Annotated in this window: 14 protein-coding genes; 9 read left to right on the top strand and 5 right to left on the bottom strand. The window is 72.6% G+C overall.

Annotated elements, in window-relative coordinates; translation table 11 throughout:
* Positions 1 to 94: 94 nt before the first annotated feature.
* Both BJ961_RS24600 and BJ961_RS24595 read right to left on the bottom strand, forming a co-directional pair.
* Positions 95 to 820 (bottom strand): L,D-transpeptidase family protein, encoded by a 726-nt coding sequence (locus BJ961_RS24600; RefSeq protein ID WP_271414970.1) that lies wholly within the window; start codon positions 818 to 820, stop codon positions 95 to 97.
* A gap of 3 nt (positions 821 to 823) precedes the next feature.
* A complete protein-coding gene (locus BJ961_RS24595) occupies positions 824 to 1411 on the bottom strand; it encodes a pyridoxamine 5'-phosphate oxidase family protein (protein ID WP_271414969.1) in 588 nt (195 codons plus the stop codon).
* 119 nt (positions 1412 to 1530) lie between these two features.
* Between BJ961_RS24595 and argH the strand changes: the two genes are divergently transcribed.
* From argH to BJ961_RS24575, 4 genes are all read left to right on the top strand, one after another.
* Positions 1531 to 2958 (top strand): argininosuccinate lyase, encoded by a 1428-nt coding sequence (gene argH, locus BJ961_RS24590; protein ID WP_271414968.1) that lies wholly within the window; start codon positions 1531 to 1533, stop codon positions 2956 to 2958.
* Positions 2959 to 3061: 103 nt separating this feature from the next.
* Positions 3062 to 4033, top strand: coding sequence for an aldo/keto reductase (locus tag BJ961_RS24585; RefSeq protein WP_271414967.1), 972 nt, complete (start codon positions 3062 to 3064; stop codon positions 4031 to 4033).
* Positions 4034 to 4119: 86 nt separating this feature from the next.
* Positions 4120 to 4671: a TetR/AcrR family transcriptional regulator gene (locus BJ961_RS24580; protein ID WP_271414966.1), complete on the top strand. Its 552-nt coding sequence runs from the start codon at positions 4120 to 4122 to the stop codon at positions 4669 to 4671.
* Complete coding sequence (locus BJ961_RS24575) at positions 4668 to 6200, top strand: MFS transporter (RefSeq protein ID WP_271414965.1); 1533 nt, start codon at positions 4668 to 4670, stop codon at positions 6198 to 6200. The genes BJ961_RS24580 and BJ961_RS24575 overlap by 4 nt, the downstream gene beginning before the upstream one ends.
* 78 nt (positions 6201 to 6278) lie before the next feature.
* Here the strand turns inward: BJ961_RS24575 and BJ961_RS24570 are convergent, their stop codons facing one another.
* Positions 6279 to 6899: a lysophospholipid acyltransferase family protein gene (locus tag BJ961_RS24570; protein WP_232249631.1), complete on the bottom strand. Its 621-nt coding sequence runs from the start codon at positions 6897 to 6899 to the stop codon at positions 6279 to 6281.
* Between the two features lie 518 nt (positions 6900 to 7417).
* On the opposite strand from BJ961_RS24570, the gene BJ961_RS24565 reads away from it, so the two are divergent.
* The 3 genes from BJ961_RS24565 to BJ961_RS24555 all read left to right on the top strand — a co-directional run bounded on the left by BJ961_RS24565 (position 7418) and on the right by BJ961_RS24555 (position 9720).
* The gene (locus tag BJ961_RS24565; RefSeq protein ID WP_271414964.1) at positions 7418 to 8593 is read left to right on the top strand and encodes a glycerophosphodiester phosphodiesterase; all 1176 of its coding nucleotides are present in this window, start codon (positions 7418 to 7420) and stop codon (positions 8591 to 8593) included.
* A 76-nt stretch (positions 8594 to 8669) separates the two neighbouring features.
* On the top strand, positions 8670 to 9164 hold the full coding sequence (locus BJ961_RS24560) for a sigma-70 family RNA polymerase sigma factor (RefSeq protein ID WP_271414963.1): 495 nt from the start codon (positions 8670 to 8672) through the stop codon (positions 9162 to 9164).
* A 58-nt stretch (positions 9165 to 9222) separates the two neighbouring features.
* Positions 9223 to 9720: a GNAT family N-acetyltransferase gene (locus tag BJ961_RS24555; protein ID WP_271417155.1), complete on the top strand. Its 498-nt coding sequence runs from the start codon at positions 9223 to 9225 to the stop codon at positions 9718 to 9720.
* 31 nt (positions 9721 to 9751) lie between these two features.
* Here BJ961_RS24555 and BJ961_RS24550 read toward each other — a convergent pair whose 3' ends face one another.
* Both BJ961_RS24550 and BJ961_RS24545 read right to left on the bottom strand, forming a co-directional pair.
* Positions 9752 to 10168: a hypothetical protein gene (locus BJ961_RS24550; RefSeq protein WP_271414962.1), complete on the bottom strand. Its 417-nt coding sequence runs from the start codon at positions 10166 to 10168 to the stop codon at positions 9752 to 9754.
* Between the two features lies 1 nt (position 10169).
* Positions 10170 to 10529, bottom strand: a complete 360-nt coding sequence (locus BJ961_RS24545) for a hypothetical protein (RefSeq protein WP_271414961.1) — start codon at positions 10527 to 10529, stop codon at positions 10170 to 10172.
* 618 nt (positions 10530 to 11147) lie between these two features.
* Here BJ961_RS24545 and BJ961_RS24540 point away from each other — a divergent pair.
* On the top strand, positions 11148 to 12221 hold the full coding sequence (locus tag BJ961_RS24540) for a methionine ABC transporter ATP-binding protein (protein WP_271414960.1): 1074 nt from the start codon (positions 11148 to 11150) through the stop codon (positions 12219 to 12221).
* Positions 12218 to 12955 (top strand): methionine ABC transporter permease, encoded by a 738-nt coding sequence (locus tag BJ961_RS24535; protein ID WP_271414959.1) that lies wholly within the window; start codon positions 12218 to 12220, stop codon positions 12953 to 12955. Before BJ961_RS24540 ends, BJ961_RS24535 begins: the two co-directional genes overlap by 4 nt.
* The last annotated feature ends 37 nt before the right edge of the window (positions 12956 to 12992 follow it).

Raw genomic sequence — 12992 nt, 5'->3', positions numbered from 1 at the left:
ACTTGACCCTTGGCCCACAGATACGCGCCGCGCCGGGCGAGTGTTCAGCCCGGGCCGGTACAGGCGCCCGGGACCGGCACCGGGCGGGCGCCGTTCAGTAGCGGGTGACCGCCGTCGCCCCGCCCGAGGTGCCGATCGCGATGTGCGGCCGGGCCGCCGGGCTCGCCCAGGTGAGGATCCGCCGCATGGCGTCCTCGGGCACCGACACGCAGCCCGCCGTCGCCCCGCGCCCGTCGACGTGCAGGAAGATGCCCGCGCCGCGGCCGCGCACCGGACGGTCGTAGTTGAAGCCGACGACCAGGGCGTGCGCGTACTGCGTGGGGTAGGTGATCAGGCGCTCGGCCTCGGTGGCCCGGCAGTCGGCGGGGCGCGGCTCGGTCCAGCGGTTGTAGGAGCGGGAGCCGTTGTCCTGGCACCACCAGGAGTCCTGGCGGACCGGGCGGTACCGGTAGGCCGTGCCGCGCGGCGCCGCCTCGGTGCCGAAGGCGTACGGCAGGTCGTAGAGCCCGGTCGGGGTGGTGTTCGTGCCCTGCACGCGGGTCGGCCCGTCGGCCAGCCCGCCCGACCCGAAGCGGGCGGGTGCCGAACCGGCCGCCACCCAGCGGCCCCCGCCCCCGCTCCCTCCCTCGCGGTCCCACCAGGTGACGGTGCCCGTCGTGGCGTCCGTGTCCGGCGCGACCGCGGTGATCAGCTGCGCGCCGCCGCCGGTGTCCGCCATCCGGTCGGGCAGCGGCCGGGGAGCGGTCCCGCCGGCGGGGGCGGCGCCGAGGGCGAGGAGGGAGGCGGAGACGAGGACGGCGACGAGGACACCGGGGCGCATGGCTCAGACGGTAGAGGGAGGCAGCGGCAACGGCAGCCCGGGGAGGCCGTCGATGCTCGACGCGATGTACTCCTTCTTGGTGAAGTACGCGCTGAGCGAGGCGTCGTCCTCGCGGGCGAACCGCTTGCCGTGCAGGTCCCGGTCGCTCTCGTACGCCATGAAGGGGACGGCGTAGCCGCAGGTGTCGCGGATGAGTTCGGCGGACACGACGATGACCGCGCGCAGTCCGTGCGCGGTGGGGTCGATGTCCGGGAAGTGGGTGAGCAGTTCCGGGAAGCGGGGGTCGTCGCGGAAGACCGGCTCGCCGCGGCCGTGCACCCGGACGATGTTCGGCGGGCCCTGGAAGGCGCACCACATCAGGGTGATGCGGCCGTTCTCCCGCAGGTGGGCGATGGTCTCCGCGTTGGAACCGGCGAAGTCGAGGTAGGCCACGGTCAGTTCGTCGAGCACGGCGAAGCAGCCGGTGAGGCCCTTGGGGGACAGGTTGACCGTGCCGTCGCCGGCCAGGGGAGCGGTGGCGGTGAAGAAGAGGGGCTGCGCCTCGATGAACGTGCGGAGTCTGCCGTCTATGCGCTCATAAGTCTTTCCCATGTCTAACGATTATGAGGGGGCGGGGCGCGGTATGCGCCGCCAACCTGCAAGATTGACGAAACATGCAGAGTTCTGCATACTCATGCATGACAGTGATCGTACGGTGAGGAGCGACCCAAGTGAGCAGCAACAGCGGTGACGTCCGGCTCTGGGGCGGCCGGTTCGCCGACGGTCCCGCCGAGGCCCTGGCCAAGCTGTCCGCGTCCGTCCACTTCGACTGGCGGCTCGCGCCCTACGACATCGCCGGGTCGCGGGCCCACGCGCGCGTGCTGCACTCGGCGGGCCTGCTCACCGCGGACGAACTGACCCGGATGGTCGCCGGTCTCGACCGACTGGAGTCGGACGTCGCCGACGGCTCCTTCACCGGCACCATCGCCGACGAGGACGTGCACACCGCCCTGGAGCGCGGCCTGCTGGAGCGGCTCGGCCCGGACCTCGGCGGCAAGCTGCGCGCCGGCCGCTCCCGCAACGACCAGGTCGCCACCCTCTTCCGGATGTACCTGCGCGACCACGCCCGGACCGTCGGCGCGCTGATCGCCGACCTCCAGGACGCGCTGGTCGGCCTCGCCGAGGCCCACCCGGACGTCGCGATGCCCGGCCGCACCCACCTCCAGCACGCCCAGCCGGTGCTCTTCGCCCACCACGTCCTCGCCCACGCCCAGGCGCTGGGCCGGGACGCGGAGCGGCTGCGCCAGTGGGACGAGCGCACGGCCGTCTCGCCGTACGGCTCGGGCGCGCTCGCGGGCAGCAGCCTCGGCCTGGACCCGGAGGCGGTCGCCCGGGACCTCGGCTTCGAGCACGGCAGCTCCGGCAACTCCATCGACGGGACGGCCTCGCGCGACTTCGTCGCCGAGTTCGCCTTCATCACCGCGATGATCGGCGTCAACGTCTCCCGGATCGCCGAGGAGATCATCATCTGGAACACGAAGGAGTTCTCCTTCGTCACCCTCCACGACGCCTTCTCCACCGGCTCCTCGATCATGCCGCAGAAGAAGAACCCCGACATCGCCGAGCTGGCCCGCGGCAAGTCCGGCCGCCTCATCGGCAACCTCACCGGCCTGATGGCCACGCTCAAGGCCCTCCCGCTCGCGTACAACCGCGACCTCCAGGAGGACAAGGAGCCCGTCTTCGACTCCATCGACCAGCTGGAGGTCCTGCTCCCCGCCTTCACCGGCATGATGGCCACCCTCACCGTGCACCGCGAGCGGATGGAGGAGCTGGCCCCGGCCGGGTTCTCGCTCGCCACCGACATCGCCGAGTGGCTGGTCAGGCAGGGCGTGCCGTTCCGGGTCGCGCACGAGGTGGCCGGCGAGTGCGTGAAGGTCGCCGAGGCCGGCGGCAAGGAGCTGGACGAGCTGACCGACGAGCAGTTCGCCAAGATCTCCGACCACCTCACCCCCGAGGTGCGCACCGTCCTCGACGTCCCCGGCGCCCTCGCCTCCCGCAGCGGCCGCGGCGGTACGGCGCCCAGCGCGGTCGCCGTCCAGCTCGCGGAGGTCAAGGCGGACGTGGCGGCCCAGCACGCCTGGGCGGATGCCAAGAAGTAGCGTCGAGCAGCGGCAGCCGGTGTGCCCGAGGGGTATCGCGGTTACGTTGGTCAACAGCGTCAGGAGCCCCAGAGCTTCAGCAGTCGACCGAACGGAGCCCGCGATGCCCTTCGCCCGCCTGGCCACAGCAACGACCCCGACCTGCCACATCGGCCTCGGTCTCGCCGCCGTCGGGCGCCCCGGCTACATCAACCTCGACCGCGACCGCGACCTGGGAGAGGACCGCGGTGTCGGGGCGCTGCGCACCCGCACCCACGACCTCCTCGACGCCGCCTACGCGCAGGGCGTCCGCTACTTCGACGCGGCCCGCTCCTACGGGCGCTCCGAGGAGTTCCTCGCCGACTGGCTCCGGGACCGCCCCGACGTCGACGACGTGGTCGTGGGCAGCAAGTGGGGCTACACCTACACCGCCGACTGGTCCACCGAGGCCGAGAAGCACGAGGTCAAGGACCACGGCCTCGCCACGTACGACCGCCAGCGCGCCGAGACCGACGCCCTGCTCGGCGACCGGCTCGACCTCTACCAGATCCACTCGCTCACCCCGGACAGCCCCGCCCTCACCGACAAGGACCTGCACGCCAGGCTGGCCGAGGCCGCCGCACAGGGCCGCACCGTCGGCTTCTCCACCAGCGGCCCCGCCCAGGCCGACGCCATCCGCGCCGCGCTCGCCGTGACCGTCGACGGCGAGCCGCTCTTCCGTACCGTCCAGTCGACGTACAACGCGCTGGAGACCTCCGCCGGACCCGCGCTGGCCGAGGCGCACGAGGCCGGGCTCACCGTGATCGTCAAGGAGGGCATGGCGAACGGACGCCTCGCGGACCGCCACGCTCCCGCCGCCCTCAAGGCCGTCGCGGAGGAGACCGCCCTGGGCTGCGACGCCGTCGCCCTCGCGCTGGTCCTGCGGCAGCCCTGGGCCGGCGTCGTCCTGTCCGGCGCCGCGACCGTGAACCAGCTCGGCTCGAACCTGCACGCCGCCGTCATCGACTTCGACGGCGACCAGGTGGCACGCCTCGGCGCGCTCGTCGAGGACCCGCACGCCTACTGGGAGCGGCGCGGACAGCTGCCCTGGCACTGAGCCCCCTGAGCGGTGACCACCCCGAGCGGTGAGTCACGTACGCCTCGGATGAGACGTGAATGTCTCACGTGGGTTATCGTTGTCTCATGGCCGTCGATCGTGAACAGGTGCTGCGCAGCGCCGCAGCCCTGCTGACCCGAAAATCCACCGCGACCATGGACGAGGTCGCCAGGGCGGCCGGACTGAGCCGTGCCACGCTGCACCGGCACTTCGCGGGGCGCGACGCCCTCGTCCGGGCCCTGGAGTCGCTCGGCATCGCCGAGTGCGAGGCCGCCCTCGACGCGGCCCGCCTCGACGACGGACCGGCGGCCGACGCGGTGCGGCGGCTCGTCCGCGAGATCGAGCCCGCCGCCGGTCTGCTCGCCTTCCTCTACACCGAGAACCAGCTCTTCGAGGGCGAGGAGCAGAACGCGGGCTGGGCCCGCCTCGACGCCCGGATGGCCGCGGTCTTCCGCCGCGGCCAGGAGAGCGGCGAGTTCCGCATCGACCTCACGCCCGCCTGGCTCACCGAGGCGCTGTACGGCCTGCTGGCCTCCGGCGCCTGGGCCGTGACCGAGGGCCGCGTGGCCCGCAACGACCTGAACCACATGATCGTCGAGCTGCTGCTCGGCGGCGCACTCCGGAGAGAGCAACCATGACCCGCACCCCGCAGTCGGCCAACCCGAGCGAGGAGGTGAAGCGCCCCGGCCGCTGGCTGGCGCTGTCCGTCCTGGTGCTGGCCGTACTGCTGGTGGCCGTCGACGCGACCGTCCTCGGTCTCGCGACCCCCTACATCAGCGAGGACCTCGCCCCGTCCGGCACCCAGCTGCTGTGGATCGGCGACGTCTACTCCTTCGTCATCGCCGGTCTGCTCGTCTCCATGGGCAGCCTCGGCGACCGGATCGGCCGCAAGCGGATCCTCCTCCTCGGCGCCACGGCGTTCGGCGCGATCTCCGTCCTCAACGCCTACGCGCACACGCCCGAGGTGATGATCCTCGCCCGGGCCCTGCTCGGCGTCGCGGGCGCCACCCTCATGCCCGCCACCCTCGCCCTGATCCGCAACCTCTTCCACGACCCGCGCGAACGCAGCCTCGCCGTCGGCATCTGGGGCGCGGCGGCCTCCGCCGGCGCGGCCGTCGGCCCGGTCGTCGGCGGGTTCCTGCTGGAGCACTTCTGGTGGGGCTCCGTCTTCCTGATCAACCTGCCCGTGATGGCCGTCCTGGTCGTCGTCGGCGTCAAGACGCTGCCCGAGTCCCGCAACCCGAACCCGGGCCCCTGGGACCTCATCAGCGTCGTCCTGTCCCTGGTCGGCATGGTCGGTGTCGTGTACGCCGTCAAGGAGGCCGCCGCCCACGGGTTCGCCTGGGCCACGCTCGCCGCGGGCCTGCTGGGCGCCGCCGCGCTCTACGGCTTCGTCCGCCGCCAGCTGACCATGCCGGTTCCGCTGCTCGACATGCGGCTGTTCCGCAACCGCGGCTTCAGCGGCGCGGTCCTGGCCGACCTGCTGACCATCCTGGGCCTGTCGGGCCTGGTGTTCTTCCTCTCCCAGTACCTGCAACTCGTCCAGGGCAGGCGGCCCTTCGAGGCGGGCCTGGCCGAACTGCCCGCCGCCGTCGGCGCGGTGGCGGCCGGGCTGATCGCCGGACGGGCGGCGCGGCGCTTCTCGGTCCGCGCCGTGGTCTCCGGAGGACTCGCGGCCGTCGGTCTCGCGCTCGCCGCGCTGACCGTCATCGGCCAGCACACCGCGTACCCGCTGCTCGGCGCGGCCCTGCTGGTCGTCGGCCTGGGCGCGGGCTTCGCGTTCACCGTCACCGCCGACGTGATCCTCTCCAGCGTGCCCGGGGAGCAGGCGGGCGCCGCCTCCGCGGTCTCCGAGACGGCGTACGAACTCGGCGCCGCCCTCGGCATCGCCGTACTCGGCTCCATCGTGACCGGTGTCTACCGCGACTTCACCGGTCCCGCGGGCACCCCGGACGCGGCCCACGAGTCACTGGGCGGCGCGGTGGAGGCCGCCGCCGAGCTCCCCGCCCCCACCGCCGAGGCTCTCCTCGACTCCGCCCGGCAGGCCTTCGTCGACGGCCTGACCCTCGCGGCGGGCGCCGGCGCCGTCGTCCTGCTCGCCGCCGCCGCGGCATCCTGGTTCCTGCTGCGGGGCCAGCGCCTGGAGGACGGGGTGGAACACCCGTAGCCCCACCGCACGCCCACGCGAAACGGCGGGCCCCCGCGACCGCGGGCCCGCCGTTTCGCCTTCGCTGCCCGAGCGGCGCTACGCCGCCTTCGCCTTGCTCGCGTACATGTCCACGTACTCCTGGCCGGACAGCCGCATGACCTCGGTCATCACGGAGTCGGTCACGGCCCGCAGGACGTAGCGGTCGCGGTCCATGCCCTCGTAGCGGGAGAACTCCATCGCCTCGCCGAAGCGGACCGTGACCTTGCCCGGCCGCGGCAGACCCGCGCCGCCCGGCTGGAGCTTGTCGGTGCCGATGACGGCGAACGGGACGACCGGGGCGCCCGTCATCAGGGTGAGCCGGGCGATGCCGGTGCGGCCGCGGTAGAGGCGGCCGTCGGGGGAGCGGGTGCCCTCCGGGTAGATCCCGAAGACGTGGCCCTCCTCCAGGATCCGGCGGCCCGTCATCAGGGCCGCCACCCCGCCCCGGCCGCCGTCCCGGTCGACCGGGACCATGCCGACCCCGGTGAAGAACCAGGCCATCAGCCGCCCCTTGAGTCCCTTGCCCGTGACGTACTCGTCCTTGCCGATGAAGAAGACCTGCCGGTCACAGGTCAGGGGCATGATCACCGAGTCGATGAAGGTGAGGTGGTTGCCGGCCAGGATCACCGGACCGTCGCCCGGGATGTTCTCCACACCCTCCACCCGTGTGCGGAACATCAGGCGCATGATCGGACCGAGCACTGCCTTGATGAACACGAAGCGGGACAACGGGCCCTCCGGTGTCGGGGATGCGGTATGAGTCTGTGCAGGTGAGGACATTACTCGCGGTCAGGGGGGTCACGCACCTCGGGTCACCCGGGTCTTACACCGTGTTGACGTGTGTTCACCTGCGGTGCCGTGACGTTTCCCGGCCGCGACGCCCGCACGGGATGTGAGGCAGGTCGCCCTGGCGAGGACCGGCACCCCGGAGCCCCGGGGACGCCCGCCCGGCCCGGATCGAAGCACGGGTTCGGCCCGGACCGTGTGAGGCACGCCGCCCGGGCGGCACCACCGACCCTCCTGCTGTTCGCCTACCCGGCCACGGCGCCGGCAAGCGACGGCGGGCAGCCTCCCGCCCGTCGGCCCCGCCCGCGCGACATCCCCCGGCGTCCGCGTGTTCGCGTCGCGGTCTCCCGCTCGTCATGTACGCGCCCTTACGATCGGCCCGCACCGGACGGTCAACGGCAGGAGGCTCCATGGCAACGCGGGACTCGGACGAGCGGGCGGGCGGCGGCACCGGACGGCGGGCGCTCCTCGGCGCGGCGGTGCTCGGCGCGGGCGGGGCCGTCCTGGGCGTGCCCGGCGCCGCGAGCGCCGCCGGCCCCCGGCACGGCGGCGGACACGGCGGCCTGAAGGGGCTGCCCGTCCCGACCGTCATCGGGCACCGCGGCGCCAGCGGCTACCGCCCCGAGCACACCTTCGGCTCCTACGAGCTGGCCCTGGACCTGGGCGCCGACATCGTGGAGGCCGGCGACCTGGTCCCGACCCGGGACGGTCACCTCGTCTGCCGGCACGAGCCGGAGATCGGCGGCACCACCGACGTCGCCGACCACCCCGAGTTCGCCGACCGCAGACGCACCAAGACACTCGACGGCGCCTCGGTCACCGGCTGGTTCACCGAGGACTTCACGCTCGCCGAACTCAAGACGCTCCGCGCCGTCGAGCGCATCCCGGCCAACCGGCCCCACAACACCCTCTACGACGGCCGGTGGGAGATCCCCACCTTCGAGGAGGTGCTCCGCTGGCAGAACGACCAGACCCGCAGGCGCGGCAAGCAGGTCTGGATCTACCCCGAACTCAAGCACCCCACCTACTTCCGCAAGCTGGGCCTGGGCACGGAGGAGCGCCTGGCACGGCTGCTGCGCCGGTACGGCAAGGACCGCCGGAACTCGCCCGTCATCATCCAGTCCTTCGAGCCCACCAGCATCCAGCGGATGAACAAGCTGGTCGCCAACCCCCTCGCCGTCCTGCTGTCCGGCGCGAACAGCCGCCCCTGGGACTTCGTCGAGACCGGCGACCCGCGCACGACCGCCGACCTCGTCACGCCCGAGGGCCTGAAGGAGATCGCCTCCTACGCGCAGGGCATCGGCCCCACCCTCGACCTGATCATCCCGAAGGACTCCACCGGCCGCCTCACCGAGCCGACGACACTCGTCCGCGACGCGCACCGCGCGGGCCTGATCCTGCACCCCTACACGATGCGCAACGAAAACCCCTTCCTGCCCGCGGAGTTCCGCAAGGGCGCCGACCCCGACGCCTACGGCGACGCCTTCGGCGCGTTCCGGACGTACTTCGCCACCGGCATCGACGGCGTCTTCACCGACAACCCGGACACGGGCGTGCTGGCCCGTGCGGACTTCGTCAACGACTGAATCCGCGTCCCCCTCTTGGGGGTGAGCTTCGGCCGTCCGGGCAACCCGCCGCCCGGACGGCCGCGTCGACGTGCATATGTCGCACGACCTGGTCACCTCTCTGCGCCCCCTGCTCACCGCCGAGGCCTCGGCCGAGGCATATGCGTCCGGAGTCGAGCCCGGCGACCTCGAACAGGCGGTCTGGCTGCGCCTGCTGGAACGCCTCCAGGCCGACGGCCCGCCCCACGACCCGCACCGCTGGCTGCGCAGCGCCGTCCGCACCGAGGCCCGCCGCACCCGCCGTACGGCGCGCGACGAGCGGCCGTACGGGACCGAACCCGCCGGGGCCGCCGAGCACGAGCCCGAGCAGCTCGCGCTCACCGCGGCCCGGCACCGCGCCCTGCGCGACGCCGTGCGCCGACTGCCCGGACGCTGCCCCCGGCTGCTGGAGGCGCTGTTGTCGCCGCGGGACCTCACATACCGGGAGATCGCGGGGGAGTTGGGTATCTCACAGGGCAGTCTCGGTCCGGAACGCTCCCGATGTCTGGGATGTCTGCGGCGATTGCTGACGCCGGAGGTTGCGGCCCGCTGAGGACGGGGATAGGAGTGGGGGACCCACAGGTGATCAGGTGAGCGGGAGGCATGCGCACATGGGCATGAGCGTGACCATCTCGGCGGCGACCGGAGCGGACGCCGAGCAGATCTTCCGGCTGCAGTACCTCTGCTTCCAGAGCGAGGCGGCGCTGTACGCCAACTACCGCATCGACCCGCTGGTCCAGACCCTGGACTCGGTGCGCGAGGAGGTCGCCGCCGACTGCGTCTTCGTGGCGCGGCTCGGCGACGAGGTCGTCGGTTCGGTGCGGGGGCGGGTGACCGAGGACGGTGCGGCGTCCATCGGCAAGCTGTGCGTCCACCCCCGCCTCCAGGGGCACGGCATCGGGGCCCGGCTGCTGCGCGCCGCCGAGTCCAGCCTGGGGGAGGAGCGCGGCGCCAAGCGCTTCCGGCTGCACACCGGGCACCGCAGCGAGAGCAACCTGCGCCTGTACCGGCGGGTCGGCTACGAGAGGGTGGGGACCGCCGAGGGCGCGGACGGCGTACTCATGATCGTCCTGGAGAAGGCGGCCGGAACGTACGCGACCACGGCCTGAGCGACGCGGGGACCGCCGGGCCCGGAAGCCGTCACGCGGTGCGGGCCCGGCGCAGCCAGTACAGGGCCGTCAGCGGCAGCAGCACCGGAATGAAGAGGTACCCCATCCCGTAGTCCGACCACACGGTCGCGTCGGGGAAGGCGGACGGCTCCACCAGCGTCCAGGTGCCCACGGTCAGGACGCCCACCAGCTCGGCGGCGCAGCACACCAGCGCCGCCCTGCGGGCCCGCTCGCCGCCGCGCACCAGGGTGTACGTGATGAACCCGTAGACGACGCCCGCGACGGCGGACAGCGTGTAGGCGAGCGGCGCCCGGTCCAGCTCGGTCGCGATCTGGTACACGGACCGGGACACCGCGCCGACGACCATCACGCCGTACAGCCACACCAGCAGGATGCCGGGGCCGCTGATCAGCCGCTGCCGGGGCTGCTTCTCCTGCGTGGCCACCATGTCAGCCTCCCCAGATGTCATACAGCCGCACCTCCAGCACGGCGAGGACGACACCGCCGGCGGCGACCGTCACCGAGCCCCAGCGGGTGCGCTCGGCCAGCGACATGAACCCCGCCGCCGGTACGCAGGCGAAGGCGCCCAGCAGATACGCCACGAAGATCGTCGTGCCCTGCTCCGGTTCCTCGCCCCGCGCCAGCTGCACGACGCCGACCACCAGCTGGACCAGCGCCAGTGCCGAGACCACGGCCATGCCGATGAAATGCCAGTCCTTCGTCGGCTGGTCACGGTAGGCCGCCCAGCCGCACCAGGCGGCGAGCAGCAGCGCGGCGACGCCGGTCACCAGCATCAGGACGTCAAGCATGGCAGCGAGCCTATTACGCCCCGAAAGGCCCGCTGCCCCCGGGCCCGCGTCCCCGCGCCGCGGGGACGCGGACCGTGGCGTTGGCCACAACCCGCCGGGCCGGCGAACGGGTCGCGCCCCGGTCGTCGACACCCTCTCGCCCTTGTCGGTACTGGTCACCGGGGCCGGAGCCGGGACCTCCGCCCGGGGCCGATCCGGACGCCCGCGACCGCCCGCCGTCCACCGCTGTCCAGTATCCGGACAGCGGTCTCCGGCCAGGGGGATACGTCTGCTTTACTGATCGGCATGAGCACCACGAGCGACCGCACCCCTGCGACCGAGGCGACGACGACGCCCGGTGCTCGTTGTATGTGCCGCCGAATGTGCGCCTTCTAGAGGGCCCCCGCACCACCTGAGCCTCGCGCCCCGAAGCGAGCGCCCGCTCATGCCCGTCCGCGCCCCACGCGCACGCGGCCGAGCCACGCCCCGCGCACACGTTTCTCCCCGGCCCCACCGCCATGGCGCACCGCCACCGCGAGAACCGTGCCGCGTTCCGAAGGGCTCCCAGAACCCGAAGAACAACGCCCCGTGCCCGGCGCACACCACCGCGCCGCGCACTCGACAGTGACGGAAACCCACGTGATCACCACATCGGGCCTCACCAAGGTCTATCGTTCACGCGGCCGTGAGGTCACCGCCCTGGACGGCGTCGACCTGCACGTCCGCGAGGGCGAGGTGTACGGCGTCATCGGCCAGTCCGGCGCCGGCAAGTCCTCGCTCATCCGCTGCGTCAACCTCCTGGAGCGCCCCACCGCCGGCACGGTGACCGTCGCCGGGCAGGACCTCACCGCGCTGGCCGGCCGCGGCCCCCGCGCCGGCCGGGAGCTGCGGCAGGCGCGCAGCCGCATCGGCATGGTCTTCCAGCACTTCAACCTGCTCTCCTCCCGGACCGTGCGGGACAACGTCGAACTGCCGCTGGAAATCCTCGGCACATCCGGGAAGGAACGTTCCCGCAAGGCGCTGGAACTGCTCGACCTCGTCGGTCTCGCCGACAAGGCCGGGGCCTACCCCGCCCAGCTCTCCGGCGGCCAGAAGCAGCGCGTCGGCATCGCCCGCGCCCTGGCCGGCGACCCCAAGGTCCTCCTCTCCGACGAGGCCACCAGCGCCCTCGACCCGGAGACCACCCGCTCCATCCTCCAACTGCTGCGCGACCTGAACCGGCAGCTCGGACTGACCGTCCTGCTCATCACCCACGAGATGGACGTCGTCAAGAGCATCTGCGACTCCGCCGCCCTCATGGACCGGGGCCGCATCGTCGAGTCCGGCACGGTCGGCGAACTCCTCGCCACCCCGGGCTCCGAACTGGCCGCCGCGCTCTTCCCGGTCGGCGGCGAGCCCACCGGCGACGACCGCACCGTCCTCGACGTCACCTTCCACGGCGAGGCCGCCACCCAACCGGTCATCTCCCAGCTCTCCCGCACCTACAACATCGACATATCGATCCTCGGTGCCGCCATCGACACCGTCGGCGGCCTCCAGGTCGGCCGGATGCGCATCGAACTGCCCGGCCGCTACGAGGACAACGTCGTACCCGTCGGCTTCCTGCGCGAACAGGGGCTCCAGATCGACGTGGTGAACGAGGCGCCGGACGCGACGGCCGCGCCCGCCGACCCGACCGCGCCCGCCTCGCTCGTGAAGGAAGGTGCCAAGTGAACTGGTCGCAGATGCAGCCGCTGCTGGAGCAGGCCTCCTGGGAAACCCTGATCATGGTCGGCTGGTCCACCCTGATCGCCGTCGTCCTCGGACTCCCGCTCGGCGTCCTCCTCGTCCTCACCGACCGGGGCGGCCTGCTGCAGAACGTCCTGGTCAACAAGGTCATCGGGCAGATCGTGAACATCGGCCGCTCGATGCCGTTCATCATCCTCATGGTCGCGCTGATGAGCTTCACCCGCTGGGTCACCGGCACCACCATCGGCAGCGAGGCCGCGATCGTGCCCCTCGCCATCGGCGGCATCCCGTTCTTCGCCCGGCTCGTCGAGACCGCCGTGCGCGAGGTCGACGGAGGGCTCGTCGAGGCCGTCCAGTCCATGGGCGGCAACACCTGGACCATCGTCCGCAAGGTCCTGGTCCCCGAGTCGCTGCCGTCCCTGATCGCCTCCACCACCACCACGGTCATCGCCCTCATCGGCTACTCGGCCATGGCCGGGACCGTCGGCGGCGGCGGACTCGGCGACCTCGCCGTCCGCTACGGCTACCAGCGCTTCGACCCCGGCTTCATGTGGATCACCGTCGCGCTCCTCGCCGTCGCCATCTCCCTCATCCAGTTCGCCGGCGACTACGCGGCCCGCACCCTGCACCGCCGCGGCCGCGGCGGTGGCGCGGGACCCAGGCTCCGGCTGCTCAAGGCCAAGGAGCCCGCGGCGGCCGACGTGAGCAGGGTCGCGTGACCGGTGGGCCCCCGGCCCGCCACCCCCAAGACTCCCC

Source organism: Streptomyces lienomycini, assembly GCF_027947595.1.
Lineage (GTDB): Bacteria > Actinomycetota > Actinomycetes > Streptomycetales > Streptomycetaceae > Streptomyces > Streptomyces lienomycini.
Note: the sequence above shows the minus strand (reverse complement) of the source record. Positions and strands in the feature narration are given on the sequence as shown.

Excerpts from the sequence above, each read along its gene's own strand:
- BJ961_RS24600 (WP_271414970.1), bottom strand. The coding sequence starts at position 820 with ATGCGCCCCGGTGTCCTCGTCGCCGTCCTCGTCTCCGCCTCCCTCCTC.
- BJ961_RS24595 (WP_271414969.1), bottom strand. The coding sequence starts at position 1,411 with ATGGGAAAGACTTATGAGCGCATAGACGGCAGACTCCGCACGTTCATC.
- BJ961_RS24585 (WP_271414967.1), top strand. The coding sequence starts at position 3,062 with ATGCCCTTCGCCCGCCTGGCCACAGCAACGACCCCGACCTGCCACATC.
- BJ961_RS24580 (WP_271414966.1), top strand. The coding sequence starts at position 4,120 with ATGGCCGTCGATCGTGAACAGGTGCTGCGCAGCGCCGCAGCCCTGCTG.
- BJ961_RS24575 (WP_271414965.1), top strand. The coding sequence starts at position 4,668 with ATGACCCGCACCCCGCAGTCGGCCAACCCGAGCGAGGAGGTGAAGCGC.
- BJ961_RS24570 (WP_232249631.1), bottom strand. The coding sequence starts at position 6,899 with ATGTTCCGCACACGGGTGGAGGGTGTGGAGAACATCCCGGGCGACGGT.
- BJ961_RS24565 (WP_271414964.1), top strand. The coding sequence starts at position 7,418 with ATGGCAACGCGGGACTCGGACGAGCGGGCGGGCGGCGGCACCGGACGG.
- BJ961_RS24560 (WP_271414963.1), top strand. The coding sequence starts at position 8,670 with ATGTCGCACGACCTGGTCACCTCTCTGCGCCCCCTGCTCACCGCCGAG.
- BJ961_RS24555 (WP_271417155.1), top strand. The coding sequence starts at position 9,223 with ATGGGCATGAGCGTGACCATCTCGGCGGCGACCGGAGCGGACGCCGAG.
- BJ961_RS24550 (WP_271414962.1), bottom strand. The coding sequence starts at position 10,168 with ATGGTGGCCACGCAGGAGAAGCAGCCCCGGCAGCGGCTGATCAGCGGC.
- BJ961_RS24545 (WP_271414961.1), bottom strand. The coding sequence starts at position 10,529 with ATGCTTGACGTCCTGATGCTGGTGACCGGCGTCGCCGCGCTGCTGCTC.